Annotated in this window: 26 protein-coding genes; 17 read left to right on the top strand and 9 right to left on the bottom strand. The window is 62.4% G+C overall.

All coding sequences use genetic code 11. The annotated features are described in order from the left end of the window. The first annotated feature begins 16 nt into the window (after nucleotides 1-16). The 7 genes from HJ536_RS00820 (at nucleotide 17) to HJ536_RS00790 (ending at nucleotide 6,318) form a co-directional block, all read left to right on the top strand. Complete coding sequence (locus HJ536_RS00820; protein ID WP_177156368.1) at nucleotides 17-811, top strand: S49 family peptidase; 795 nt, start codon at nucleotides 17-19, stop codon at nucleotides 809-811. A 170-nt stretch (nucleotides 812-981) separates the two neighbouring features. Continuing rightward, entirely contained in the window at nucleotides 982-1,932 is a 951-nt protein-coding gene (locus HJ536_RS00815) for a calcium/sodium antiporter (RefSeq protein WP_177156367.1), read from the top strand. Between the two features lie 21 nt (nucleotides 1,933-1,953). Beyond that, nucleotides 1,954-2,733: an SDR family oxidoreductase gene (locus tag HJ536_RS00810; protein WP_177156366.1), complete on the top strand. Its 780-nt coding sequence runs from the start codon at nucleotides 1,954-1,956 to the stop codon at nucleotides 2,731-2,733. A 302-nt stretch (nucleotides 2,734-3,035) separates the two neighbouring features. Further along, nucleotides 3,036-4,898 carry an excinuclease ABC subunit UvrC gene (uvrC, locus tag HJ536_RS00805; protein WP_177156365.1) on the top strand — a complete coding sequence of 621 codons (1,863 nt, stop codon included), beginning with the start codon at nucleotides 3,036-3,038 and terminating at the stop codon, nucleotides 4,896-4,898. A 54-nt stretch (nucleotides 4,899-4,952) separates the two neighbouring features. Further along, on the top strand, nucleotides 4,953-5,618 hold the full coding sequence (gene pgsA / locus HJ536_RS00800) for a CDP-diacylglycerol--glycerol-3-phosphate 3-phosphatidyltransferase (protein ID WP_177156364.1): 666 nt from the start codon (nucleotides 4,953-4,955) through the stop codon (nucleotides 5,616-5,618). Nucleotides 5,619-5,620: 2 nt separating this feature from the next. After that, nucleotides 5,621-5,866: a molybdopterin converting factor subunit 1 gene (gene moaD, locus HJ536_RS00795; RefSeq protein ID WP_177156818.1), complete on the top strand. Its 246-nt coding sequence runs from the start codon at nucleotides 5,621-5,623 to the stop codon at nucleotides 5,864-5,866. Then, a complete protein-coding gene (locus HJ536_RS00790; protein ID WP_177156363.1) occupies nucleotides 5,866-6,318 on the top strand; it encodes a molybdenum cofactor biosynthesis protein MoaE in 453 nt (150 codons plus the stop codon). Before moaD ends, HJ536_RS00790 begins: the two co-directional genes overlap by 1 nt. A gap of 24 nt (nucleotides 6,319-6,342) precedes the next feature. Here HJ536_RS00790 and HJ536_RS00785 read toward each other — a convergent pair whose 3' ends face one another. From HJ536_RS00785 to ubiA, 3 genes are all read right to left on the bottom strand, one after another. Then, nucleotides 6,343-6,672, bottom strand: a complete 330-nt coding sequence (locus tag HJ536_RS00785; RefSeq protein WP_176852908.1) for a hypothetical protein — start codon at nucleotides 6,670-6,672, stop codon at nucleotides 6,343-6,345. After that, nucleotides 6,659-8,566 carry an OmpA family protein gene (locus tag HJ536_RS00780; protein WP_177156362.1) on the bottom strand — a complete coding sequence of 636 codons (1,908 nt, stop codon included), beginning with the start codon at nucleotides 8,564-8,566 and terminating at the stop codon, nucleotides 6,659-6,661. Before HJ536_RS00780 ends, HJ536_RS00785 begins: the two co-directional genes overlap by 14 nt. 62 nt (nucleotides 8,567-8,628) lie before the next feature. Further along, a complete protein-coding gene (gene ubiA, locus HJ536_RS00775; RefSeq protein WP_177156361.1) occupies nucleotides 8,629-9,591 on the bottom strand; it encodes a 4-hydroxybenzoate octaprenyltransferase in 963 nt (320 codons plus the stop codon). A gap of 12 nt (nucleotides 9,592-9,603) precedes the next feature. On the opposite strand from ubiA, the gene HJ536_RS00770 reads away from it, so the two are divergent. The 4 genes from HJ536_RS00770 to HJ536_RS00755 all read left to right on the top strand — a co-directional run bounded on the left by HJ536_RS00770 (nucleotide 9,604) and on the right by HJ536_RS00755 (nucleotide 13,265). Further along, nucleotides 9,604-10,329, top strand: a complete 726-nt coding sequence (locus tag HJ536_RS00770; protein WP_228028607.1) for a 16S rRNA (uracil(1498)-N(3))-methyltransferase — start codon at nucleotides 9,604-9,606, stop codon at nucleotides 10,327-10,329. Nucleotides 10,330-10,338: 9 nt separating this feature from the next. Further along, complete coding sequence (locus HJ536_RS00765) at nucleotides 10,339-11,250, top strand: hypothetical protein (protein WP_177156359.1); 912 nt, start codon at nucleotides 10,339-10,341, stop codon at nucleotides 11,248-11,250. A gap of 76 nt (nucleotides 11,251-11,326) precedes the next feature. Beyond that, the gene (locus tag HJ536_RS00760; protein ID WP_176852913.1) at nucleotides 11,327-11,833 is read left to right on the top strand and encodes a hypothetical protein; all 507 of its coding nucleotides are present in this window, start codon (nucleotides 11,327-11,329) and stop codon (nucleotides 11,831-11,833) included. A gap of 61 nt (nucleotides 11,834-11,894) precedes the next feature. Then, nucleotides 11,895-13,265: a glutamate--cysteine ligase gene (locus HJ536_RS00755; RefSeq protein ID WP_177156358.1), complete on the top strand. Its 1,371-nt coding sequence runs from the start codon at nucleotides 11,895-11,897 to the stop codon at nucleotides 13,263-13,265. 127 nt (nucleotides 13,266-13,392) lie between these two features. Here HJ536_RS00755 and plsY read toward each other — a convergent pair whose 3' ends face one another. The 4 genes from plsY to HJ536_RS00735 are packed head-to-tail and all read right to left on the bottom strand — an operon-like array spanning nucleotide 13,393 to nucleotide 16,801. After that, the gene (gene plsY, locus HJ536_RS00750; protein ID WP_177156357.1) at nucleotides 13,393-14,001 is read right to left on the bottom strand and encodes a glycerol-3-phosphate 1-O-acyltransferase PlsY; all 609 of its coding nucleotides are present in this window, start codon (nucleotides 13,999-14,001) and stop codon (nucleotides 13,393-13,395) included. A 1-nt stretch (nucleotide 14,002) separates the two neighbouring features. Then, nucleotides 14,003-15,286, bottom strand: coding sequence for a dihydroorotase (gene pyrC, locus HJ536_RS00745; RefSeq protein ID WP_177156356.1), 1,284 nt, complete (start codon nucleotides 15,284-15,286; stop codon nucleotides 14,003-14,005). 31 nt (nucleotides 15,287-15,317) lie between these two features. Then, complete coding sequence (locus HJ536_RS00740) at nucleotides 15,318-15,848, bottom strand: hypothetical protein (protein ID WP_176852917.1); 531 nt, start codon at nucleotides 15,846-15,848, stop codon at nucleotides 15,318-15,320. Then, the gene (locus tag HJ536_RS00735) at nucleotides 15,845-16,801 is read right to left on the bottom strand and encodes an aspartate carbamoyltransferase catalytic subunit (protein WP_176852918.1); all 957 of its coding nucleotides are present in this window, start codon (nucleotides 16,799-16,801) and stop codon (nucleotides 15,845-15,847) included. The genes HJ536_RS00740 and HJ536_RS00735 overlap by 4 nt, the downstream gene beginning before the upstream one ends. Nucleotides 16,802-16,902: 101 nt before the next feature. On the opposite strand from HJ536_RS00735, the gene HJ536_RS00730 reads away from it, so the two are divergent. The 5 genes from HJ536_RS00730 to HJ536_RS00710 all read left to right on the top strand — a co-directional run bounded on the left by HJ536_RS00730 (nucleotide 16,903) and on the right by HJ536_RS00710 (nucleotide 23,627). Continuing rightward, nucleotides 16,903-17,709 carry a uracil-DNA glycosylase gene (locus HJ536_RS00730; RefSeq protein ID WP_177156355.1) on the top strand — a complete coding sequence of 269 codons (807 nt, stop codon included), beginning with the start codon at nucleotides 16,903-16,905 and terminating at the stop codon, nucleotides 17,707-17,709. Further along, a complete protein-coding gene (moaB, locus tag HJ536_RS00725; RefSeq protein ID WP_176852920.1) occupies nucleotides 17,706-18,248 on the top strand; it encodes a molybdenum cofactor biosynthesis protein B in 543 nt (180 codons plus the stop codon). Before HJ536_RS00730 ends, moaB begins: the two co-directional genes overlap by 4 nt. Continuing rightward, a complete protein-coding gene (locus HJ536_RS00720) occupies nucleotides 18,245-18,682 on the top strand; it encodes an NUDIX domain-containing protein (protein ID WP_176852921.1) in 438 nt (145 codons plus the stop codon). Before moaB ends, HJ536_RS00720 begins: the two co-directional genes overlap by 4 nt. 112 nt (nucleotides 18,683-18,794) lie before the next feature. After that, nucleotides 18,795-20,240, top strand: a complete 1,446-nt coding sequence (locus HJ536_RS00715; RefSeq protein ID WP_177156354.1) for an efflux RND transporter periplasmic adaptor subunit — start codon at nucleotides 18,795-18,797, stop codon at nucleotides 20,238-20,240. Nucleotides 20,241-20,243: 3 nt separating this feature from the next. Further along, a complete protein-coding gene (locus tag HJ536_RS00710; protein ID WP_177156353.1) occupies nucleotides 20,244-23,627 on the top strand; it encodes an efflux RND transporter permease subunit in 3,384 nt (1,127 codons plus the stop codon). Here HJ536_RS00710 and HJ536_RS00705 read toward each other — a convergent pair. Next, entirely contained in the window at nucleotides 23,624-24,445 is an 822-nt protein-coding gene (locus HJ536_RS00705; RefSeq protein ID WP_177156352.1) for a protein-disulfide reductase DsbD domain-containing protein, read from the bottom strand. The genes HJ536_RS00710 and HJ536_RS00705 overlap by 4 nt on opposite strands. A gap of 81 nt (nucleotides 24,446-24,526) precedes the next feature. Between HJ536_RS00705 and HJ536_RS00700 the strand changes: the two genes are divergently transcribed. After that, nucleotides 24,527-25,099 carry a YqgE/AlgH family protein gene (locus HJ536_RS00700; RefSeq protein WP_177156351.1) on the top strand — a complete coding sequence of 191 codons (573 nt, stop codon included), beginning with the start codon at nucleotides 24,527-24,529 and terminating at the stop codon, nucleotides 25,097-25,099. Here the strand turns inward: HJ536_RS00700 and HJ536_RS00695 are convergent, their stop codons facing one another. Further along, on the bottom strand, nucleotides 25,100-26,047 hold the full coding sequence (locus tag HJ536_RS00695; protein WP_176852925.1) for an L-threonylcarbamoyladenylate synthase: 948 nt from the start codon (nucleotides 26,045-26,047) through the stop codon (nucleotides 25,100-25,102). Between the last annotated feature and the right edge of the window lie 10 nt (nucleotides 26,048-26,057).

The raw sequence follows: 26,057 nt of genomic DNA, 5'->3' as shown, positions 1-26,057 counted from the left end.
AATTACATGCCCTTGTATGTTGCACCGTATTCCATTCATCAAAACGCCGCCGCGTGTTTCGGTCGTGCGCCTGACAGGCATGATCGCGAACGGGTCTCGTGCCCTGAATGACCAGAATGTGGCCCCTTTGATCGAGGCCGCGTTCACCAAAGGTAAGCCGACCGCCGTGGCGTTGGTGATCAATTCGCCGGGTGGCTCGCCGGTGCAGTCCTCTTTGATCGGGGCGCGCATTCGCCGCCTGTCCGAGGAAAAGGGCATCCCCGTTCACGCCTTTGTCGAGGATGTGGCTGCCTCTGGTGGCTATTGGCTGGCCTGTGCCGCCGACGACATCTGGGTGGATAACTGCTCGGTCGTGGGGTCGATTGGTGTGATTTCGGCTGGTTTCGGCGCGCATGTGTTCCTGTCCCGCCAAGGGATCGAGCGCCGCGTCCACACCGCCGGCAAATCCAAGAGCATGATGGACCCATTCAAACCGGAAACCCCCGAGGATGTGGCCCGTCTGGACAGTATCCTGAATCAGATCCACGGCTCTTTCATCGACCATGTGAAGTCCCGCCGCGGGGCCAAGCTGGCCGATAACCCTGACCTCTTTACCGGTGAGGTCTGGATCGGCCCTCGCGCGGCCGAGGTCGGGCTGGTCGACGGGGTAGGGCACCTGAGGCCCAAGCTCAAAGAAATCTACGGCCAAAAGGTCAAGTTGATCCCCTATAGCCGCCGTCGTGGTCTGTTCGGGCGCTTTGGCGCGGAACTGGCCTCGGACGCGCTGGCCGGGATCGAGGAGCGCGCGGCTTTCGCGCGTTTTGGCCTCTGACGTGATCATTAAGGCAGTCACACTGTTCCTCGTGGTCATCATCGTATTGGCCATGTTCGGGCGCGGGATCGTGGGTCGGCGCTTGCGTCAGGCCAAGTGCCCTCGGTGTGGCCGATACAAAATAGGTTCGGGCCCGTGCCCGTGTAGCCGCAAAAAAGGGTAGTTCATCCATGGAATGGTTAATGGCCGGGGTAGGCCTTTTGATTCTGATCCTCGCAGGGGATTTTCTGGTCAAAGGCGCCGTGAACCTGAGCTTGAGGATCGGCATTCCGTCGATGATCGTGTCGCTGACTGTTGTGGCCTTTGGCACGTCGGCGCCGGAATTGCTGATTTCGATCCGCGCGGTGCTGGATAATCTGCCGGGGATTGCCTTGGGGAACGTTGTCGGGTCGAACACCGCGAACGTCCTGATGGTGCTGGGGGTGCCCGCGCTGATGGCGACGATGCACACCGCCGAATGCGACTCAAGGAAAAGCTTCCTGATTATGATCGCGGCATCGCTGCTGTTCATCGGGCTGGCGTTCACCGGCGTCTTTACTTGGTGGAGCGGTCTGATCCTGCTGGCGGGTCTGCTATTCATGCTAACCGATGCCATCAATGACGCTCGCCTGCACCGCCGCGAAATGAAGGCCGCCGAAGCCGCCGAGGAAGTGGTCGAAGGAGCCGACCCCGACATGCCTTGGTGGAAGATCATCTTCTTTCTGGCGGTTGGTCTGATCGGTCTGCCCTGCGGCGCGCAAATTCTGGTCGAAAATGCCCAAGTTATCGCCAAAGCATTTGGTGTGTCGGACACTGTGATCGGGCTGACGCTGGTTGCGTTGGGCACCTCTTTGCCCGAATTGGCGACCACCACCATGGCCGCGCTGCGCCGTCAGGCGGATGTGGCGCTGGGGAACGTCATCGGCTCCAACATCTTTAACCTTCTGGCGATTATCGGCATTGCCTCGCTGGTCGGCCCGATCCCTGTGGACCCGGAATTCCTGCGGATGGACCTGTGGGTCATGCTGGCCTGTGCGCTGCTGCTGTTCCCCTTTGTTTTCCTGAAATGGAATATCAATCGGCTCTGGGGGATCGTTTTCTGCGCCCTATATGGTCTCTATGTCGTGTCGATCGTGACATAAGGCCATTAGGGATGAGGGCGGATGAAGGCAGCATTGGTAACGGGCGCAGCCCGGCGCTTGGGGCGTGAGCTGGCGCTAGAACTGGCGCGGAATGGCTATGATGTTGCCGTCCACTACAGCACCTCGGCCCCCGAGGCCGAGGACACCGCTGAGGCTATTCGTGCCTTGGGGCAACGTGCGGTCACCCTTCAGGCAGACCTCTTGGACGAATCCCAAACCGCGAAACTGGTGACCCGTGCTAGCGAAGGGCTGGGGCAGCCCTTGGACGTTCTGGTCAACAACGCCTCGATCTTTGAGCATGACACGATCCACGATGCGACCCGGACCAGCTGGGATCGCCACTTCGAGAGCAATCTCCGCGCCCCCTTTGTTCTAATACAAGCATTTGCCGCGCAGGTTTCTCTGCCTCAGATAGATGGCAATGGCGAACCGGTCGCTCGCGGCTTGGTTGTAAATATGATTGACCAGCGCGTTCGCAAACTGACACCCGAGTTCATGACCTACACAATTGCAAAAGCGGCATTGTGGACTTTAACTCAGACTACCGCTCAGGCGCTTGCGCCAAGTATCAGAGTGAACGCGATCGGGCCGGGCCCAACCTTGCAGGGCGGGCGGCAGGATGCCGATAAATTCCGTCAACAAAGGGCCGCTACATTGTTGAATCGCGGTGCAAATTCCGACGACATTTGCGGGGCGCTTCGGTACTTCCTGACATCACGCGCTGTAACAGGGCAGCTTCTTTGCATTGATGGCGGACAGCATCTTGCATGGGAAACGCCTGATGTGGTGGGGGTGGAATAACCTTTGGAACATGTGGGTAACGCAAAGTTTTACACCGCTCTCAGGGTGGTTAAGGGGATGTCGTGAATTCTTCATGTTTTTCAGGAAATTGCGCAGGTATAACTTTTTTATTGTTGTAAAACAGATGGTTATTTTGTCGCCTAAAAATTAGGCAGATTAATGAAGTGGCCTGAAAACAAGGAAAATTTCGGGATCTCCAAAACTTTCCCACCAAGTTATCCACAGATTCCGTGGACACCTTTCCTCTTGAACTACCCCGGCTATCATTGCAGCGATCGGCGGGAATCACAGAACTGTTACAGATGAACCAAACAACGCCCCCAGAGACTGGTCACGCAGTCATCCAAAGTTACCTGAAAACGCTGGACAGCAGTCCCGGCGTCTACCGGATGCTGGATGCGGAAAGCCGTGTTCTGTATGTGGGCAAGGCGCGGAATCTCAAAGCGAGAGTGTCGAATTATGCCCGCCCGTCGGGACATAGTGGCCGGATCGAGCGGATGATTTCCGAAACCGCGACGATGATGTTCCTGACCACGCGCACCGAAACCGAGGCGCTGCTGCTGGAACAGAACCTGATCAAGCAGCTCAAACCGCGATACAACGTGCTGTTGCGCGACGACAAGTCGTTCCCGAACATCGTGGTGACCAAGGATCACTCTTATCCGCAGATCAAAAAACACCGCGGGAAGAAGGTGCAGAAGGGCAGTTACTATGGCCCGTTCGCCAGCGCGGGGGCCGTGAACCGGACCCTGAACCAGCTGCAAAAGGTCTTTCTGCTGCGCAACTGCACGGACTCGGTGTTCAACAGCCGCACGCGGCCCTGTCTGCTGTTCCAGATCAAACGGTGCGCGGCACCCTGCGTGGGTAAGGTGACCGAGGCCGAGTATGGCGCGCTGGTCGCGGATGCTGAGCGCTTTCTGTCGGGGCGCAGCACCAAGGTCCAAGAAGAATTGGCCACCCAGATGGCCGAGGCCGCCGAGGCGATGGAATTCGAACGCGCGGCTGCCCTGCGTGACCGTATCCGCGCGCTGACCCAAGTTCAGACCGCCCAAGGAATCAATCCGCGCGGCGTGGCCGAGGCGGACGTCATCGCCCTTCATATGGAAAAGGGGCAGGCCTGCGTGCAGGTCTTCTTTATCCGCGCCAACCAGAACTGGGGGAACCGCGACTTCTATCCCCGCATCAGTGGGCCGGACGTGTCCGAGGCCGAGGTTCTGCAGGCCTTCATCGGGCAGTTCTATGACGACAAGGAGCCGCCGCGCTTGCTGCTGCTGTCCCATCCGGTCGAAGATCCCGAACTGCTGGCCGAGGCATTGGCCGAGAAAGTCGGCCGCAAGGTCGAGATCGCCGTCCCCCTGCGTGGGGAAAAGGCCGAGTTGGTCGAAGGTGCCGCGCGGAACGCCCGCGAAAGTCTGGCCCGCAAGATGTCGGAAAGCGCGACTCAGACCAAATTGCTGGACGGTGTGGCCGAGGCATTCGGGCTGGACGGCCCGCCCCAGCGGATTGAGGTTTACGACAACTCGCACATTCAGGGGACCAACGCGGTGGGCGGCATGATCGTGTCCGGCCCCGACGGGTTCATGAAAAACCACTATCGCAAGTTCAACATCCGGGGCGAGGATCTGACCCCCGGCGACGACTTTGGCATGATGAAAGAGGTGCTGACCCGCCGCTTTCAACGCTTGCTCAAGGAAGACCCGGACAGGGACAAAGGGCTATGGCCTGACCTGCTGCTCATCGACGGCGGGGCAGGGCAGGTGAGTGCTGTGCACGAGATCATGGTCGAGCAAGGGGTCGAGGACGTGCCCATGGTCGGCGTCGCCAAAGGGGTGGACCGCGACCACGGCAAAGAAGAGTTCTACCGTATCGGAGAGCGTCCCTTTGCCCTGCGCCACAATGATCCGGTGCTCTACTTTATCCAGCGTCTGCGGGACGAGGCGCACCGCTTTGCCATCGGCACTCACCGCGCCAAGCGCGCGAAATCCATGGCGGCGAACCCCTTGGATGATGTGCCCGGTGTCGGCTCTACGCGCAAACGCGCGCTTCTGGCGCATTTTGGCAGTGCCAAGGCCGTCAGCCGCGCAAATCTGGCCGATCTGAAGGCAGTGGACGGCATTTCCGAAACTCTGGCCGAGACGATTTACAACTTCTTTCACGACAAATGAGGACGGCACTAGGTCGCGCTTTCCCAAGTCAATTTTCACAGGTAAACAGGCCTCATGATCTGGACCGTGCCCAATATTCTTACTGTACTTCGCCTGCTGGCTGCGCCTGCGCTGGGGGTGATGGCTTTGTATTTTACCCGACCCTATGCGGACTGGTTTGCACTGGCTCTGTTTGTGGGGGCATCGGTCACCGACTGGTTCGATGGCTATCTGGCCCGCGCATGGAAGCAGGTCAGCAAGATGGGCGCGATGCTGGACCCGATTGCCGACAAGGCGATGGTCAGCGTGGCCCTGCTGGTGCTGGTCTGGAGCTCTCAGGTCACCAACTATATCCTGCTGCCCGCCGTCCTGATCATGTTCCGCGAAGTCTTCGTGTCTGGCCTGCGTGAGTTCCTGGGGGATACGGCGGGCCTGCTCAAGGTGACCAAGCTGGCCAAGTGGAAAACCACCGTCCAGATGGTCGCGATTGCGGTCCTGTTTGCCCAAGGGATTTTCGAGCACTACTTTGTCATGGGCTCAATGGGCATGGACAATGTGATGGTGGCGGACATCCTTCAGGGCGTTCAGCCCGATCATGGCGGGCTTGCCAACCTTTACCTTGGCATGATCTGGTCGGGCTATGGCGGGGTGGCGCTGCTGTGGCTGGCTGCGGCTCTCACGCTGGTGACGGGCTTCGACTATTTCCGCAAGGCGATGCCCTATCTCAAGGAGGGGGCATGAAGCTGGATGTGATGTACTTTGCGTGGGTCCGTGAACGGATCGGCGTACCGCGCGAAACCGTCGAGACCGAGGCCGCAACCGTGGGCGATCTGGTCCGTGAACTGTCCGCCCGCGAGGAACGCTACGAGGTCGCGTTCAGCGATCTGGACGCTCTGCGTGTGGCCGTGGATCAGGACCTGACCGATTTCGATGCCTCTATTGCTGGTGCCCGCGAAGTTGCCTTCTTTCCCCCGATGACGGGCGGCTGATGCGCATCGTCGTCCAAGAAGCCCCGTTCGACGCGGGCGCAGAGCTGAACGCGTTTCAGGCGGGTAAAACCGATATGGGCGCGATTGTCAGCTTCTCGGGCCTCGTGCGGGATCTGCCGGATGCACCCCTGCGCCACATGCTGATCGAGCATTACCCCGGCATGACCGAACGCGCCCTGACCAAGATCGCTCAGGACGCTTGCGAGCGTTGGAACCTTGGGGATGTGCTGGTGATCCACCGGTTTGGCCAGATGGCCCCCGGTGACCAGATCATGATGGTGGCCACGGCCAGCCCGCACCGCAAGGATGCCTTTGCCGCCGCCGATTTCCTGATGGATTACCTGAAGTCCCGCGCGCCCTTCTGGAAGAAAGAAGTGACCGCCGACGGTTCCGATTGGGTTGCCGCCAAGGACGAAGACGAAAAAGCCCTGCGCCAGTGGCAGCAGGGCTGATCCTGAAAATCTGTTAAGCCGCTCTTAGCTGCTTTGCTGGATCTTGCGCAGGTAGCTGCGCAGTTCCTCGGTCTCGGCGCGGGCGTCACGCAGGCCATCCATGGCGGCGGACAGTTCGGCCTCGGTCTGGGTGAGCTGGTTGGTCAGCTCTGCCTCGCGTTGCTGTAGGTAGGTGATGGCCTGATCGCGGGTTTCCTCGGCCTCGTGCAGTTCACGGGCCAGGCGCTCCAGTTCATCGATGTCGTTCTTTGACACGCGCGAAAACGTATGCATGAGCCAGTGGGAAAACCATCCGATCATGTAGGACACAAACAGAACGATTGCGGTGGCAAAAATAAACTCAGTCCGGTTCATCCGTGGGAACGTCCTCGGTCACTACTGTTGCGTCTTCTTCTGCGCTGTTATCGCCCTCGGTTTCAAGAGCTTCTTCAGCTACAGCGGGTGTTTCGCCTGTCAACATTCTGAATTCGATACGGCGGTTGGCCTCGCGGCCTTCTTCGGTGCCGTTGTCGTCAATGGGGTCCTGTTCGCCGTAACCTTTTGCCAGAAAACCGGAAACCAGAACGCGGCGATTCATCAGTTCATTCAGGACCGACGAGGCGCGGCTTTCAGACAGAGACTGGTTCATTTCCTCGCGGCCCTGACTGTCGGTGTAACCTGCAATCTCCATCTGGAAGGGCGGGCATTCGCGTAAAACTTCGGCGATTTTCTCGATCGAGGACATGGAGTCCGCGGCGATTGTGGCGTTGCCCGGCTCAAAGGTGATCTTGGTCTCGGCGTTGATCATCTTGATCTTGGCAAGGCATTCCTCGGGGGTGGGAATGTTGGCCAGCGGGTCGAGCATCTCGTCGTATTTCACGTCGATCGAGAAGTCCGCGGCATCCCCCAGTTTGGCCGACAAAATGCGCGAGATATCGGCCCGAGCACTCTCAATTCCAGTATTTCCGTCCAGCTCGATTTCGGTCGCGGTAACGCGCACGGTGCCGTCATGCAGTTGGTCCAGCGCCTCAAGCGCAGCCAGAACGCGCAGACCCCAGCCAATGGGCAGGGTCTCATCGATTCGGGCGGTCATATCGACAGAATCAGCGCCAAAGCGGGCGCGGGCATAGCTTTCGGTGGTGCGGCGGGTCAGCTCGTCATTGACGCGGCCGGCCAGAACCACTTTGCCGTCGTCATCCAGCGTGGCGGTAAAGTCCAAGGGGCCATCTTCGCCCTCGGCGGTTTCGGGCAGGACGGCGTGCAGGGCAAAGACCTGCGGCAGATCGTTTTCAAGCTTGCCAACCACGCGGTCGAACACAGCCTGATCAGTGCCCTCGGCGGCCAGCAGGCTGATATCCGCATCCGAGAAGGTCACAGACCCGCCCCCCAGTTTCGCCAGTCCGTCGATGGCCAGCACAGCGGCCTCGCCCCATTGGGTCGAGGGCGAACCAAGGCCCACGGTGCAGGTGGCGTTGTCGGGCACACCGGCGGCAATCGCGGATTTCAGGATGGCGCGCTGCGCGCTGTCGGTATCGGCGGTGCAGGCGTCAAAGCGGGTGCCGTCCTCGTCTTTGACGATCCGCAGGGTAAAGGGCGTGATGACAGGGCGCGGCGCGGTGATGTCCAGAATCACGTTCAGCCCGCTGGGGGCGGCACGGCGCAGGTCAGCCTCGGCGCGCCGTTTGGCGGTGGCGCTGTCGGTGATGGCCTTGATCACCACCTCGTTGGCCGAGATCGAAATCTTGGAGCGGGGCAGGTTGGTTAGGGCATTCTCGGCAAATTCCAGCGCGCGGTCCCAGCCCTTGGGCACGGGATAGTTCGCGGTTTGCAGCAGGTCGGTCACGTCGCCCTTGGTCACGCGGGCCACGGTTTCCAGAATTTGGTCGCGGTTGGTTTTGGCAGGGATCAGGCCGATCAACGAGGTCCCGCTGTCATTGCGCAAAAGCTCGATCGAGAAGCGCGGCGCAGTCACCCGCGTAGTCCGCTTGACCGACATCTTGTCTGCCACCCGCGCACCGTCCACCAGCTTGGAGGCCACGTTTACCGCACTAAACCGCTGGGCCTCGCTCGGGGCCTCGCCATAGAGCAGGACTTGCAGGCCGTCCGCCTCGACTTCGGCCCAGTCCAGACCGGCCTCATCCAGAGAATCCCTGATCGCTTTTTCCGAGTTCTGTTCGACCACGGTCGCCGCCATGCCGGCCGCAAAATAGGAAAGAACCGCTGCAGTACTAAGAAAACCGGTGATGATCGCAAACGACTTGAGCCGCATCGGGACGTCCTTTGGTAGCCAAACCTCCGAAAGGGTCTAGGCGGTTGCTGTCAAAGGATCAATCACACGAACAGGGCACCGGCGAAAAACAGCACAGGCAGCAGCCCCGCATCGCGGTTTGCGCGAAACAGGTGCAGACAATTCGCCGGATCGTTGATGTCCAGTCGCAAAAGCTGCCAGACCAGATGCCACGCCATGGCCCAAGCTGCCCCGAACGCGATGACAAAACGCAGGACGTTGGCCTCTGGTAGGGCGGTCACGATGCTGGCGCCCATCAGCAGAACCGTCAGCACCATAAAGATGCGCAGGATGCGGGGGCTGTTTTCACCAAAGAGGCGGGCGGTCGATTTCACCCCGATCAGGGCATCGTCATCCGCGTCCTGATGGGCATAGATCGTGTCATAGAAAATCGTCCACGCCATGCCCGACAGATACAGCAGGATCGCAGGCAGACCGATCGACTCCGTCACCGCAGCCCACCCCAGCAGGGCGCCCCAGTTGAAGGCGATGCCCAGAAAGACCTGCGGCCACCAAGTGAACCGCTTGGCAAAGGGGTAAACGCAGACCGGCGCCAGCGACAGCACCCCCAGCATGATCGCCGTCGGATGCAGGGTCAGCAGCAGCCCAAAGGCGACCAGCGCCTGAACGACCATCCAGATCGCCGCTTGCTTGACCGTCACCTGCCCCGAGGGCAGGGGCCGCGATCGGGTCCGCGCAACTTGGGCGTCATACTTACGGTCGGTGATGTCGTTCCATGTGCAGCCCGCCGCCCGCATCAGGAACGCCCCGATGGCGCAGACGATCATCGCCCACGCCGCCGTCCACGAAAAGCTGCCCACATGCAGGCTGGCCAGCAGCACCGACCACCAGCACGGAAGCAGCAGCAGCCACGTGCCCGCAGGCCGGTCCGCGCGGCTTAGGCGCAAGTAGGGGCGGGTCGCGGCGGGGGCCAGACGGTCCACCCAGTTGCCGACCGAATCCGCAACGGTGCCTGCGGCCTCTGGCGCTTGGTTCTGAGCGGGCATATGGTGGCCTCCATGTCGACGAACGCAAAAATCCGCCTCTATGTAGAGCAGCCCTTGGGTCAGGGGCAATCCATTCCCTTGTCGCGGGAGCAAGCCCATTATCTGTTCGGCGTGATGCGCCTGACAGTGGGGGCGCATGTGCTGCTGTTTGACGGGCAGAATGGCGAATGGCTGGCCGAAGTAACCGACGCGGGCAAACGTGGCGGCGAACTGGCCTGCATCGAGCAGACCAAGCCCCTGCAAATGCCCCCCGATCTGTGGCTGCTGTTCGCCCCGATCAAAAAGGCCCGCACCGATTTCATCGTCGAAAAGGCCGCCGAGATGGGCGCAGCGCGGATTATCCCCGTTCAGACCGATTTCACCAACTCCGAGCGAATCCGGCAGGACCGACTTCAGGCCCACGCGGTCGAGGCCGCCGAGCAATGTGGCGGCACCTTTGTTCCCGTGGTCGAGGATTTGCACAAGCTGGACCGCCTGCTGGCCGATTGGCCCGCCGATCGCCAGTTGATGTTCTGCGACGAGGCCCGCGTCGGCGAAGCTTTGGGGCTCGGCGATGTTGCGCGCGGCCCGTGGGCCATTCTGATCGGCCCCGAGGGCGGCTTCTCCGAGGCTGAACGCAATCGTCTGTCCAATATGGCGCAGGCCCGCGTGGTCAGTCTGGGTCCCCGTATCCTGCGGGCCGACACGGCGGCGGTGGCCGCGCTGACCCTCTGGCAAAAGCAGCTTGGCGACTGGTAGGACGGCACTTTGCCCAACTGGTTCAATCCGCAAAACACTAGCGCCCTGATCGCGGATATCATGTGGGCGCTGACCTCGGCTGGCCTGTCGGACCGCGCCAATGTAACCGAAATCATCAAGGATGACGTGGGCGGCGTGGTCGCGGCCGGGGAGTTCAACGGGCAACCGGCGATCTTCAAGATGTATCGCGGACCGGATGCGGGGCAGGTGGTGCAGAACGCGGCCAATGCCTTGGGGACCTATGCCGCGCGGCTGACTGGCCCCGATGTAGGGATCGTCCGTCCGCTGGCGACCCTGCCCGAGGCAGGAATTCTGGTGATGACCCGCGCCCCCGGCCAGATGACCAGCCGCCTGATCGGGGATTGCAAAGTCGATCAGATCGCCCTTATCGAGCGCTGCGCCCGATGGCTGACGGCCTGTGCGGCGGGGGACATGCAAATCCGGCGCCTCGCCCCCGGAAAATTCGTGACCGAGCTTGAGGAGGCCAAGGCCGCCCCCGACGCCCTGACCACCCGCCTGATCACCGTACTGAAACAGCAAAAACCTCCGCTCAGGGGCTATCCGCTGATTTGGGGCCCGACCCACGGAGATTTCTCTCCGGTCAATCTGGCGGATGACGGGCAGCGCCTGACGGCCTTTGACGTCCAAGGGGTGCCGGGGATGCCGCTGACCCGAGTCGCCGCGTTCTTTCTGGTGTCCCGCGACCTGAACCGCGCTCCGCCGCGCCAGACCATCTGGGGCCTTGATGCCGCAACAACCGAAGCCTTCCTGAACGCGCTGCCCCCCGAAATCGGCGAGGATACCTTGGCGCTGAAATTCTTTGTCGGGCATGCGATGGGGCGGCGCTGGCTGGGGGACAGTTTTGTCGGCAAGGGCCGCGCCAATGCGGAAAAGCGTATCCGCCTTTACCTGCAGAGTTGATTGAACCGGCGGGTGTCCCTTGGAATTTCCTGCCAAACCCATACATCACACCCGTACCGCAACCCCCGAGGCCGCCATGATCAGAACCGAAGTCAAAACAGCTCTGACCCGCTGGCGGGGCGTTATTATCGCCGCGTTGATCGGGGTATTCGGCCTGCGTCTGTTGGTGGCGACCTTCGGGTTTATGCCGTGGATCGGCGGGCTCTTGGTGGTTCTGTCCGTGGTGATGATCGTGTCCAGCCTACAGCGGATGCGCTTCTCCTCGGGGCGGGGTGGGCCCGGCGTGGTCCAGATCATCGAAGGCCAGTTGTCCTATTTCGGGCCGCTGGACGGGGGCGCTGTGGCCCTGACCGAAATGACCCGCATCGAGCTGGACCCCACCTGCAAACCTGCCTGCTGGCGGTTCTATCAAACGGGGCAATCGCCCCTTCACATACCTGTGAACGCCGAAGGGGCGGACCAGCTGTTTGACATGTTCGCGCGCCTGCCCGGCATCGACACAAGCAAGATGCTGGACCAGTTGCGCGGAAACGCACAACGACCTGTTGTGATTTGGCGCAAGGACGACTTGCGGCTGCATTGACACAGGCTCCAAAACGGGCACAGGTGTTGACCTTGAATTCAGACAAAAGCGGAGTGCGCCGATGTCCATCCCCCAGTCCGGTGGCGGCCTGATCGAAGACAATAGCCAGCTGGCAGAATACCTTGCTTCTGGCTGCAAACCGCGTGACGAATGGCGCATCGGAACCGAGCACGAGAAGTTCGGTTACTGTAAGGACACCCTGCGTCCGCTGCCCTACGACGGCCCGCGGTCCATTCTGGCCGTGCTAGAGGGGCTGCGTGACCGTCACGGTTGGACCCCCGTTCTAGAGGCTGACAAGCTGATCGGCCTGACCAAGGACGGCGCGAATGTCAGCCTAGAGCCCGGTGGCCAGTTAGAGCTGTCCGGCGCGCCCTTGGAAACCATTCACCAGACCTGTGACGAGGTGAACCAACACCTGCGCGACGTCAAAGACATCGCGGATGAAGTTGGCGTTGGCTTTATCGGTCTGGGTGCCGCCCCGATCTGGTCGTTCGAGGACATGCCCCGCATGCCCAAAGGGCGCTACCGCCTGATGACCGACTACATGGACCGCGTGGGCACCATGGGCAAATCCATGATGTACCGGACCTGTACCGTTCAGGTGAACCTCGACTTCGGATCCGAAGCCGACATGGTCCAGAAGATGCGGGTGGCTCTGGCGCTGCAGCCGGTCGCAACCGCGCTTTTCGCGAACTCGCCGTTCTTTGACGGTCAGCCCAATGGTCACAAAAGCTGGCGCGCCCGCGTCTGGCGTGATCTGGACAGTGCCCGTACCGGCATGTTGCCCTTTGTGTTCGAGGACGGTTTCGGCTTTGAACGCTGGGTGGATTATGCGTTGGATGTGCCGATGTACTTTGTCTACCGCGACGGCAAATACATCAACGCGCTTGGCCAGTCCTTCCGCGACTTCCTCAAGGGTGAACTGCCCGCGCTGCCCGGGGAAAAGCCAACCCTGTCCGATTGGGCTGATCACTTGACCACGATCTTCCCCGAAGCCCGCGTCAAGAAATACATCGAGATGCGCGGTGCTGACGGTGGCCCTTGGCGCCGCCTGTGTGCGCTGCCTGCGCTGTGGGTTGGTCTGATGTACGACCAGTCCGCGTTGGATGCCGCTTGGGACCTGTGCAAGGACTTCACCTCTGCCCAGCGTGACGCCCTGCGCATCGCGGCGTCCGAGCAGGGGCTTCAGGCCCGTGTGGACAACATCAACATGCACGATCTGGCCCGCGAAGTCGTTTCAATCGCCGAAAGCGGTCTGAAGGCCCGCGGCAAAGAAGGGGCTGGCGGTCTGGTGCCGGACGAGACCCACTTCCTGAACGCGCTGAAGGAAAGCATCGAAACCGGTCACACCCCCGCAGACGAACTTCTTGCCAAATATCACGGCGAGTGGGGCGGCGATCTGACCCGCATCTACGGCGATTACAGCTACTGAGACTGTGGCTGGCCGCGGGATATTGAGTATTTAGAGCAAAAAGAAAGCCGATTTCTTCTTTGCTTCAAATACTCAAAAATCCGAAGCCATGAAAAAAGCGCCTTGGGTCGGACCCTTGGCGCTTTTGTTACTTTTGGCCGATTTTTGGTTCGGTCCCTGCCAGTAGGCGCGAGATATTGGCGCTGTGTCGGTAGTAGATCAGGATTGCCAGCGCGATGGCGAGGCCCGCTATTTCCGGCGCCCCCAGCACATAGGCCCAGACGGGACCCAAGGCTGCGGCGACCAGTGCCGACAGGGACGAGATTTTCAGGGTCTTTGCCGTGGCGAGCCAGGTTAGGCAGCAGGCGATTCCTACGGGCCAGAACAGGGCCAGCATGGTGCCCAGATAGGTGGCCACGCCTTTGCCGCCCTTGAACTTGAGCCAGATCGGGAAGCAGTGACCGAAGAATGCCGCCAGACCCGCGATTTGGGCTGCATCGGGGCCAATCAGGTAGCGGGCGATCAGGACGGCGATGGCACCCTTGCCGCTGTCCAGAACCAGAGTGGCCGCGGCGGCGGGTTTGTTCCCCGTGCGCAGGACGTTGGTCGCGCCTATGTTGCCAGACCCGATCTTGCGCAGATCCCCCAGCCCGCACATCCGCGCGATCACCAGACCGAACGGGATCGAGCCGAACAGGTAGCCAAGCACCGCTGCAGCGGCCAGAAGGGTCGGGGCAGAGGTGAAGTCAGGCAACATGTCAGAGCGCTCCGTAAACGAAGGTGCCGCCGACGATGGTGGCGCGGACGCGGCCTTCCATGCGGGCACCGTCAAAGGGGGTGTTCTTGGATTTCGAGTTCAGGCGGCTGCGGTCCAGCACGAAGGGTGCGTCGGGATCAAAGACCACCAGATCGGCGGGGGCATCGGCGGACAGGCGGCCCGAGGGCAGTCCAAGGCGCTTGGACGGGTTCAGCGACATGGCGCGGAACAGGGTCGGCAGGTCCAGTTGGCCCGCGTGGTACAGGCGCATCGCGGCGGGCAGCAGGGTTTCCAGACCGACGGCACCGCTTGCGGCTTCCTCGAACGGCAGGCGTTTCGATTCTTCGTCCTGCGGGGTGTGCATCGAACAGACGATGTCGATCAGGCCCGAAGCGACCGCTTCGATCACTGCTTGGCGGTCCTCTTCGTCGCGCAGCGGCGGCGTGACTTTGAAGAAGGTGCGATAGTCCGCGATGTCCAGCACGTTAAGTGTCAGGTGGTGGATCGAGATGCCGGCGGTGATGTCCAGACCGTTCTTCTTGGCGCGTTCCAGTGCGGGCAGGGCACGGGCGGTGGTGATCTGGTCGGCGTGGTATTTCGCGCCGGTCATCTCCAGCAGGGCGATGTCGCGGTCCAGCCCCATGCGTTCGGCCATCGGGCTGACGCCGGGCAAGCCGCGCAGGGTGGCGAATTTGCCGCCGGTGATGCAGCTGCCCGCGGACAGGCCCGGTTCCTGCGGGTGACCGATGACCAGAGCGTTCAGGCTGCGGGCATAGGTCAGGGCGCGGCTCAGGACTTTGGTGTTCTGGACGACGCGGGTGGTGTCGGTGAAGGCCACAGCGCCTGCGTCTTGGAGGAAGCCGATCTCGGTCATCTCGTCTCCGCGCAGTCCTTTGGTCAGGGCGGCCATGGGGTGCATGCGGACGGGGGTGACTTCGCGGGCGCGGCGGGTGACGAATTCGAGCGTCTCGGGGGTGTCGATGACGGGGTTGGTGTCGGGGCGGGTGACGATGGTGGTCACGCCGCCTGCGGCCGCCGCCAGACCTGCGGTCTTGAAGCTTTCTTTGTGGCGCTCGCCGGGCTCGCAGACCTTGACCCCGATATCCACGATGCCGGGGGCCACGCAAAGCCCGTCGCAGTCAAAGGTCTGGTCCACACGCGGGGCAGGGGCCGCGCCCTCTTTGCCGGTGGCCAGAATGCGGCCGCCGTCAAAGGCCAGCCAGCCGCGATAATCGGTGCCTGCTTCGGGGTCGATCAGGCGGGCGTTGGTAAGCAGAGTGGTCATGCCGCAGGGTCCGTTCAGGTAGGGGGCGCGATCAGGCGGCCAGCCACAGGGCTAGCGCGATCAGCACCGCGAGGAGAATAAGAGCGATAATGGTGGGAAACTTGCGGCGCTGTGCGACAGGGCCGGTGTCCACGCCGGTCAGCACACCCGCCGAGGATTCCTTGGGCAGGGTGTCGAACACGACGGGGGGCGTTTCCTCGGTATATTCACCGATCAGGGTTAGGCGCGGGTCCAGCGTCAAATCATGGGCACGGCCCGCAAAGGCCGCGGACATCACGATCAGCACATGGCCGTCCAGCGCGGCCAAACGGGCGCGGTCGGGGGCCAGCATGTCTTCGGGGATGCCTTGGCCTTCGGACAGATAGCTGACCAGACCGAACCCCTCGAGGTCGCTGATGGGGAAGACCTCGATGTACTGGGGATCGATCAGGTCGAGCCCCAGCAATCCCGCGACCAGCGCGTTATTTTCCAGATAGGGCTGGACCTCGGCTGCATCCATCGACAGCGCAAAGACACGGACGGCACCGGCTTCGTTCTGTTTGATGTGAAGCGTCCGCGTCATACCATCACGCCCTTTTCGGCGCGGCGGGCGCGCAGGTTGCGAGCCAGAAGGTCCATCGCGGCCATACGCACGGCGACTCCCATTTCCACCTGTTCCTGAATGACGCTGCGGTTGATGTCGTCGGCAATCTCGCCGTCGATTTCCACGCCGCGGTTCATCGGGCCGGGGTGCATGACGATCGCGTCCGGCTTGGCATAGGACAGCTTTTCCGCATCCAGACCGTAGCGGTGATAGTATTCACGCTCCGAGGGGATGAAACCGCCATCCATCCGTTCCTTCTGAAGGCGCAGCATCATGACCACGTCCACATCCTTCAGGCCTTCGCGCATGTCGTCGTAAACCTCGACGCCGAAATCCTTGAAGGGCGAGGGCAGCAGGGTAGGCGGCCCGATCAGGCGGATGCGGTTTTCCATCTTGCCCAAGAGCAGGATGTTCGAGCGCGCTACGCGGCTGTGGGCGATGTCCCCGCAGATCGCGATGTTCAGGCGCTGAAGGCGGCCTTTGGCGCGGCGGATGGTCAGGGCATCCAGCAGGGCCTGAGTGGGGTGCTCGTGCTTGCCATCGCCGGCGTTCAAGACCGCGCAATTGACCTTTTGTGCCAGCAGGTCGACCGCACCGGAGTGGGGGTGACGCACGACCAGCAGGTCGGGGTGCATGGCGTTCAGGGTCATCGCGGTGTCGATCAGGGTCTCGCCCTTTTTGATCGAGCTGGCCTGCATGGACATGTTCATCACGTCCGCGCCCAACCGTTTGCCCGCCAGTTCGAAACTGGCCTGCGTGCGGGTCGAGTTTTCAAAGAACATGTTGATCTGGGTCAGGCCGGTCAACGCATCCGAATGCTTGACGTCGCGCCGGTTCAGATCGACGTAGGTCTCGGCCAGATCAAGCAAAGTGATGATGTCGAACGGGTTCAGCTGTTCGATTCCCAGCAGATGGGCGTGAGCGAAACTCATGGAACCTCCGTAGATATTGCGCACGGTATAGCAGGGCTTCGGGCTGCGGCAAGGCTCACGGTCCCTTTACGCGGCACGAAAGCGCCCCTAGCTTGCGCGGTATGGAAGAACACTGGGATTCTCATGCCGCATTGGCGGCGCTGGCATGGCAGCTCGAGGCTGGCGTGACGGATGCCGTGTGCGATGACCCCATCGACCGTTTCGCCGCCGCCGAAGAGGCCGCAGCAGCCCCCGAACGGCCCCAAATCACCGGTTTGCCGCCCAAACCGGCCGCACCTCCGCCTCGCCTCCCTGAAAAAGACCCGGTGGTCGAGGCATCTGCTGCGGCTGGTGGCTGCGCCGATCTGGGGGCCTTGCGCGCCGCGATGGAGGCGTTCGACCTGTGCGACCTGAAGCGCGGCGCGAAGCAGCTGGTCTTTGCCGATGGCACCCCCGGGGCTCGCGTGATGATTCTCGGCGAGGCGCCTGGACGGGACGAGGACCGCGAAGGTCTGCCTTTTGTCGGGCGGGCGGGGCAACTGTTGGACCGGATGCTGGCTGCGATCGGGCTGGACCGGCGGGCGACAGGCGCGGACGGGGTCTATATCACCAATGTCCTGCCGTGGCGGCCGCCCCAGAACCGTGATCCCTTGCCGCAGGAAATCGCGATGATGATGCCGTTTGTGCAGCGTCATGTGCAGTTGGCCAAGCCCGATGTGATTGTCTTGATGGGGAATATCTCTTGTCAGGCGGCGCTGGGGAAACGGGGCATCACGCGCCTGCGCGGGGAATTCACGCAGGCCTTTGACCGGCCCGCGCTGCCCATGTTCCACCCCGCCTTTCTGCTGCGCAACCCCGCCGCCAAGCGCGAGGCCTGGGCCGATCTTCTGACCCTGCGCGCCCACCTGAACGAAAGAGCCAAGCCATGAGCCGCATCGACGAGACCAAGGAATTCATCCCCGTCCGCATCGCCGTTCTGACCGTCAGCGACACCCGTTCGCTGGATCAGGACCGCAGCGGTGATGTTCTGGTCGAGCGTATCAAGGAAGCGGGCCACATTCTGGCCGACCGCATGATCGTGCGCGACGAACGGGCCGAAATCGCCGCCCACCTGCGCATGTGGAGCGAGACCCCCCATATCGACGTGGTCATCTCGACCGGCGGGACGGGCCTGACGGGGCGCGATGTGACCGTCGAAGCCCACCGTGATGTGTATGAGAAAGAGATCGACGCCTTCGGGACGGTCTTTACCATGATCTCGATGCAGAAGATCGGCACCTCGGCGGTCCAGAGCCGCGCGACGGGCGGTGTTGCCAACGGGACCTACATGTTCGCTCTGCCGGGCAGCCCGGGGGCGTGCAAGGATGCTTGGGACGAGATCCTGAAATGGCAGCTCGATTACCGCCATCGTCCCTGCAATTTCGTCGAAATCATGCCCCGCCTCGAAGAGCACAAGCGCCGCAAATGAACAGTTATGTCCGAGTTGGCCCCGTCCCCGAAGTCATCGGGTGGCGTGCGGCAGTTGTTGCTGCCTTTGACCTGCATGGCCGCGTTCTGATGCAGTTGCGCGATGATCTGCCCCATGTGGCAGGTGCGGGAATGTGGAGCATGTTCGGCGGCGCCGTCGAAGAGGGCGAAGACCTGATCACCGCCGCAATCCGCGAATTCGATGAGGAAACGGGCATTCAACTGTCCCGCGCCGAACTCGAACCGCTGGCCGTGCTGCCCGCATCGCGCCGCGCGGACGGGGCGCTGTTCATCCACCGCTGCACCCGTTTTATCGCGCCGTCGGACATCCGCTTGGGCGAAGGGGCCGGTTTCGGCTTTCTGACCCGCGCCCAAGTGGCGCAGTACCCCGTATTACCCCAAATGCAGATGATGTTAGCCCAACTCGGGGTTTGACATTTTTCTGCGACGGAAAGACGGTTGCCCGCCGTAACAGGGTTGTGCCTTGGCTTATGCCTTTGGCCGCCTATTCTTTCGCGGACAACTTCTTGTGATCGGGGGGATTGCCATGCGCTTCTTGCGTCAGGCTATGACAGGGCTCTTTCTGGCGGCGTTGACCGTCGGGCTCTTGGTATGGGCGGGGGCGCTGGTGCGCGATGCCGTTGAAGCCAAGCTCTCCGAAAAACCGCGCGGCAAAGCTGCCCAAGAGCGTGTGTTCGCCGTGAACATCGTCGAGGCCACCCCAGAAACCATTCGCCCCGTTCTGCAGGCCTTTGGTCAGGTCCAAAGCCGTCGCACGCTGGAAATCCGCGCCTCTGCCGCGGGAACCGTTGTCGAGGTGGCCGAGAATTTCGTCGCCGGTGGTCTGGTCACCGCCGGAGAGGTGCTGGCCCGTATCGACCCCGCCGAGGCCGAAGCTGCCATGCACCGAGCCGAAGCCGACCTTTTGGATGCCGAGGCCGAGGTGCGCGATGCCGACCGTGCCTTGGTTCTGGCGCAGGACGATCTGACCGCGACCCAAGGGCAGGCGCAGCTTCAGGAAAAGGCACTGCAACGCCAGTTGGACCTGCAGAAGCGGGGCGTGGGCAGTTCTTCGGCTGTGGAAACCGCTGAATTGGCGGTCGCTCAGACCAGCGCGAATGTTTTGTCGTCGCGTCAGGCCCTCGCCAATGCCGAGGCCCGCGTTGATCTGGCGAAAACCGCGTTGTCGCGAGCCCGCATCGCGCGGGATGAGGCCGAGCGTGACTTGGCCGACACCGTGATCCGCGCCGGTTTCGATGGCGCCCTGTCCGCCGTGAACGTGGTCGAAGGTGGCCTCGTGTCCCAGAACGAAGCCTTGGCGACCGTCGTGGACCCCATGGCGCTAGAGGTCAGCTTCCGCGTTTCGACCGAACAATTCGCGCGTCTGTTGGATGAAAATGGCCAGTTGCGCACCGCGCCCGCCCGTGTGGTGATGGACGTGGCCGGCGGGAATATCGAGCGCGAGGCGACCTTGACCCGCGCAAGCGCCGCCGTTGCCGAAGGCCAGAGCGGCCGCCAGTTGTTCGCCCGGGTCGAGGACCCGCGTGGCCTGAAACCCGGTGACTTTGTGCGCGTGGAAACCATGGAGCCGCCTTTGGAGCGTGTGGTGCGCTTGCCCGCGACCGCCGTGGATGCCTTGCCGACCGTGTTGGTGATGGGGGCCGAGGATCGCCTTGGTGTCATCCCCGTCGAACTGCTGCGCCGTCAGGGCGATACCGTTCTGGTGCGGGGCGAGGGGCTGGCCGGTCAGCGCGTGGTGGCGGAACGCACGCCACTCTTGGGGGCGGGGATCAAGGTCCGTGCCTTGGGGCAGCCCGAAACCCCGCCCGAAATGGTCGAACTGACCGATGAACGCCGCGCCGCGCTGATCGCCTTTGTCGAGGCGAATACCAGAATGCCGGATGCGGTTAAGGAACGGATAAAATCGGAACTTGCGCATAAAACCGTATCTAAGGAAACCATCGACCGGCTGGAAAGCCGGATGGGGAGCTAAGCGATGACGGGCGCTGGTCAGGGCAGGGGGCTGCTCTCGTACTTTACCCGCCACCGTACCGCCGCGAACCTGCTGCTGGTGATCCTGCTGGCCTCTGGCGTGCTGGCGATCCCGCAGATGCGGGCGCAGTTCTTTCCCGATGTGGTGGTCGATGATCTGGACGTCTCGATCACGTGGGAGGGCGCGGGTGCCGAGGATGTGGACAGCGCCATCGTTCAGGTGCTGGAACCTGTCCTGCTGGCGGTCGAAGGTGTGACGGACGCGACTTCCTCGAGCCGCGAAGGCGGGGCGACGGTCACTCTGGAATTCGAGCCAGACTACGATATCGACCGCGCCGTCGATGAGGTTCAGGCCGCCTTGGATCAGGTGAGTGACCTGCCCGAAGACGCCGAGGACCCTCAGGTCGTGCGCGGCGGTTGGCGGGATCGGGTGACGGATGTTGTGATCACCGGCCCGATCGGTGTGGACCAGCTGGCGCGTTTTGCCGATGAGTTTGTGATCCGGCTGTTCGACGTGGGCGTGACCCGCACGACCATTCAGGGCGTCGCCGCCCCCCAGACCGTGATAGAGGTGCCGTCCTATCAGTTGATCGGGCATGACCTGAGCATGGCGGATATCGCCTCGGCGATTGCGGCGGAGGTCAGCGCCAATCCCGCGGGGGACGTGGACAGCGCCAATGCCCGCGTCCGCACGGGCGTGGAAAAGCGTGGAGCCGACCAGATCGCCGCCATCGTTCTGCAGTCCAATCAGGATGGCACGTCGCTGACCATCGGGGACGTGGCCGATGTGCGGGTCGAAGGGGTGGACCGTTCGCGCACCTATTTCGTGGGCGGGAACCCTGCGATCACCGTGCGTGTGGACCGCTCTGCCACCGGTGATGCGATCAAAATCCAGCGTCAGGTCGAAGAGGTCGCGGCCCAGATGCAGGCGACCATGCCTGCGGGCACCAGCATAGACCTGATCCGCACCCGCGCCGAAGCCATCACAGGCCGCCTGAACATCCTACAGGAAAACGGGCTGATGGGGCTGGGGCTGGTGGTTGGCCTCTTGTTCCTGTTCCTGAACGCGCGGATCGCGCTGTGGGTCGCGGCGGGCATTCCGGTGGCGATGCTGTCGGGGATCGCGCTGATGTATGCGTTCGGGATCACGATCAACATGATCTCGCTGTTCGCGCTGATCATCACTTTGGGCATCGTGGTGGACGACGCGATTGTGGTGGGCGAACACGCCGATTACCGCGCCCGCAAACTGAGGGAAGACGCGATCACGGCCTCGGAAACGGCGGCGCGGCGGATGCTGATGCCGGTGTTTGCGGCGACGATCACGACGGTCACGGCCTTTTTCGGGCTGGTCAGCATTGGCGGGCGGTTCGGGGAATTGATCGCGGATATTCCGTTTACGGTGATTGTGGTTCTGGTGGCCTCGCTGGTGGAATGCTTCCTGATCCTGCCGAACCACTTGGCCCACGGGCTGAGCCACACCCACAAAAACCACTGGTACGACTGGCCCTCGCGGCAGGTGAACCGCGGGTTTGTCTGGGTGCGTGAACGTATTTTCCGGCGGGTCATGGCGGGGGTTGTGACGCTGCGCTATCCGGTGCTGGCGCTGGCGATTGTGCTGCTGGCCTCTCAGGCGGCGCTGTTTATTTCAGGCAAGGTGACGTGGCGGTTCTTTAACTCGCCAGAGCAGTCCAGCGTATCGGGCAACTTTGCCATGATGAACGGGGCCAGCCGCGCCGACAGTCTGGAGATGATGAAGGAACTTCAGCGCGCCACCGAAGCCGTCGCCAAACGGTTCGAGGAGCAGCACGGCGCGAACCCCGTGACCTATGCTGTGGCCGAGGTCGGGGGCAACTCGGGCCGCGCCATCGCCGGGGCCGAGGATAAGGACGCCGATCTGTTGGGCAGTATCGCGGTCGAACTGGTGGATGCGGATGCGCGTCCCTATTCCAGCTTCGAATTCGTTGCGGCCCTGCAAGACGAGGTGCGCCAGCATCCCTTGGCCGAGGTTGTCAGCTTCCGTGGTTTCCGGTCGGGGCCGGGGGGCGATGCGTTGGATGTGCAGTTCTATGGCTCGACCGCTGAGACGCTGAAGGCCGCCTCCGAGGCGTTGAAAGACGCCCTGATCCAGTTCCCTGAGGTGTCTGCGGTCGAAGATAATCTGGCCTATGACAAGCAGGAAATGGTGCTGGAACTGACCGCGCAGGGGCAGGCATTGGGCTTTGATATCGAGGGGCTGGGGCAAGTGATCCGCAACCGCCTGAACGGGATCGAGGCGGCCAGCTACCCCTTGGGGCCGCGCAGCGCGACCATCCGCGTGGAACTGCCCGACACCGAAAAGACCGCCGATTTTCTGGACCGGATGATGATGCGGACCGCCCAAGGGGAATACGTGCCCCTGTCCGACATCGTGCAGGTCACACGGCGGGACGGGTTCTCGACCGTGCGGCGGGAAAACGGGATCAGGCTGATCTCGATCACCGGAGATATCGCCGAGGATGACCCCGCCCGCGCCGTCGAAATCCAGAAGATCCTAGAGGAGGACATCCTGCCCCGCATCGCCTCTGAGTATCAGGTGGAGTTCCGTCTGGCCGGTCTGTCCGAGCAAGAGGACGCCTTCCTGAGCGACGCGCGTACGGGTCTGACTCTGGTGCTGCTGACGATCTACCTGATTTTGGCTTGGGTGTTCAGCAGTTGGTCGCGGCCGCTGGTGGTGATGTCGGTCATTCCGTTCGGCTTGGTCGGCGCGGTTTGGGGGCATTATCTGTGGGACGTGCCGATGTCGATGTTCACGGTGGTGGGTCTGCTTGGGATGTCGGGGATCATCATTAACGACTCGATCGTGCTGGTGACGACCATCGACGAATACGCGGCAGAGCGGGGGATCATTCCCTCCATCATCGACGGGGCGGCGCACCGTTTGCGGCCCGTGCTGCTGACCACGCTGACCACGGTTTTGGGCCTAGCGCCGCTGCTCTACGAGAAATCGGCGGACGCGCAGTTCCTGAAGCCGACGGTGATCACGCTGGCCTATGGTTTGGGCTTCGGGATGCTGCTGGTTCTGTTGGTCGTGCCCGCGCTGATCGCGATCCAGAGCGACATTGGCCGCTTGATCGGGTCCGCGCGTATGGGCTTGCGGGCGCGCCGCGTGCCTGTGGTGCAGCGCGGGGTGGTTCTGACGGCGGGGCTGATTGGTCTGTGGGGGGCGGTGACGCTGGGGTGGATGGCCGCGATGGGCCATGTGCTGCCCGCAGTCGCCGGTGTGATCCCGATCGAGGTCGGCTCATTGGGCGCGGCGTTTATGGTCTTTGCTGTGGGGGCGTTGGCTTTGGTGGCTGCGGGCTATCTGCTGACCGCCTTGATGATCGGACGGCGCAGGGCTGCTTAATCGCAGCCCTGAATTTCCACGGCGTAATCGCTGCCAAGAACGGTCAGAGTGATCGCCGACCGGTCCACCATCATCGCGCCGCCAGAGATCGAGCTGAGGTCCGCGCTGATGTGCAGCTTGTTCCCGTCGCGCTGGTTAACCGCAGGGTCCACCCAGATGCGTGGGTTGCGCACCTCGACGACCGAGTTTTCGATAACGCCGGTCGGGGGCATATCGACCACAGCGTTCAGGGCGAGGCCCCGGTCGGTGGCTTCGATATCACAGTCCACGTCCTGCACTTTGGCCTCGGCGCGGGTAAAGGGGCGCGAGGCCATCGCAGCTGCAATCGCAGGGTCGCGCGGACCATTCATCGGCAGAGCGGCCGAAAAGGGCAGCGTCACCGGCATGCAGATTTCCTCGCACACGCCCATGTCGACCTGGCCGCGGATGGTGATCGGTTTGGACGGGTCGATCGGGACCAGACGCATGGGCAGGGTCATGCCGCCCTTGTAGCCAATGGTCCGATAGCCGCTGTTGTCGAAAACCTCGGGCGCGGGCCAGATAAAGCCTACGGATTTCAGGTTCTCGGACCCGCTCCAGTCGAACAGCGGGGGGATGCCGCCTTCGCCCGGTGCGCGCCAATAGGTTTTCCATCCCGGGGCCAAGTCCACGTGCAGGGCGGCGATATGCGCGCCGTCAGCCTCCTGCCAGCCGGGCAGAATGGTGTGGTGAACGGTGTTCTCGTAACTGCCAGCCACGGCGGGCACGGCAGAACCAAGAGCGAGGATCAGGGACAGGGCGCGATGAAGGATCATGCAGAACAGATGCGACTTGCCCACAAAATTTCCAAGTCACATTGCAGCGAGAGTATGTGACAGTCGCACTTGCCTGTGTCAGCATTGCAGCACATGCTAGGAGTTATGGACATTACCCGTAGTACCGACCTGACCGGCAAACTTCTGATCGCAATGCCAGAAATGGGCGACCCCCGTTTCGAACGCAGCGTTGTTTTCCTGTGCGCCCATTCCGACGAGGGGGCCATGGGCCTGATCGTCAACAAGCCAACCGAAGACGTTTTGCTGGGGGATCTGCTGGAGCAGCTGGAAATTCCCTTGGGCCCAGAGGGGCGGAATATTCAGGTCCACTATGGGGGGCCGGTCGAGCACGGGCGCGGATTCGTCCTGCATTCGAACGATTATCAATCCGACACGGCCACGCTTAAGGTCGATTCGCGCTTTGGGATGACGGCCACGGTCGACATCCTGCAGGCCTTGGCCGAGGGCGCGGGCCCCGTACAGGCGATCATGGCGTTGGGCTATGCGGGCTGGGGACCCAACCAGCTGGAAGAAGAGCTTCAGGACAATGGCTGGCTGGTTTGCGACGCGGACCCCGATCTGGTCTTCGACGAAGAGGACGCCGACAAGTGGACCGGCGCGCTGCATCTCTTGGGGATTGATGTTCTGAACCTGTCAGCGGTTCAGGGGCACGCCTGATCAGTCCCGAGGGGCCGCGGCGCGGGACAAACGGTCGTTGATCGCCAGCCCAAGCCCGTGATCCGGAATGGGCGCGACGGCGATCCCTTGGGGGGCCAATGCGTCCAGCGTGTGCAGGGCGGGAAACAGGTTGGTCGCCGCCTCGATCACGTCACCGGTTTCGGACAGGTTCAGGTCACACTCCATCGGGCCGAAACCCAGCAGCATTTCCCCATCCTCGCGCGATGTGGCGTTCAGGCGAACCCGCGCACCCGGCGCGTAGTGAGAGGTCAGCTGACCCGGCGCAGTGATGCCTTTGCCCGCTTCGCGCAGGGGTTGGTCCAGAACGCGCTCGGCATCCTCGACCGACAGGCCGCCGGGGCGCAGAAGGCGCGGGACGTCATCGTAAACGCCGATGATGGTTGATTCGACACCCACAGGGCACGCGCCGCCATCCAGAACCGCAGCGATCCGGCCATCCAGTCCGGCCATCACATGCTCGGCGGTGGTAGGGCTGATCTTGCCCGAGGGGTTGGCCGAGGGCGCGGCAAGGGGGCATTCGCTGACCGTCAGCAGCTTGCGCGCCAAGGGGTGCGCGGGCAAACGGATCGCCACGGTGTCCAGACCTGCGGTCACCAGCGGGGACAGGCCGTGCCCCTCTTTCAGCGGGAGAACCATGGTCAGCGGGCCGGGCCAGAAGGCATTCGCCAGCGCCTCGGCCATATCGTTCCAGACGACATAGTGGTGGGCGGCCTGAACGGTGGGCAGGTGCACAATCAGCGGGTTAAAGCTGGGGCGCCCCTTGGCCTCATAGATCGCGGCGACGGCGCGGTCGTTCCGCGCATCCCCTGCCAGCCCGTAGACGGTTTCGGTGGGCAAAGCGACCAGCTGGCCTGCGCGCAGCAGGTCACTGGCGCGGGTCACGCCGGCATCGGTATCCGGTAAAATCAGAGTGTCCGTTACGACCATAGTTCCAGTG

Origin of the sequence: Donghicola mangrovi (genome assembly GCF_013377535.1) — a bacterium.
GTDB classification, from domain to species: Bacteria; Pseudomonadota; Alphaproteobacteria; order Rhodobacterales; family Rhodobacteraceae; genus Donghicola; species Donghicola mangrovi.
Note: the sequence above shows the minus strand (reverse complement) of the source record. Positions and strands in the feature narration are given on the sequence as shown.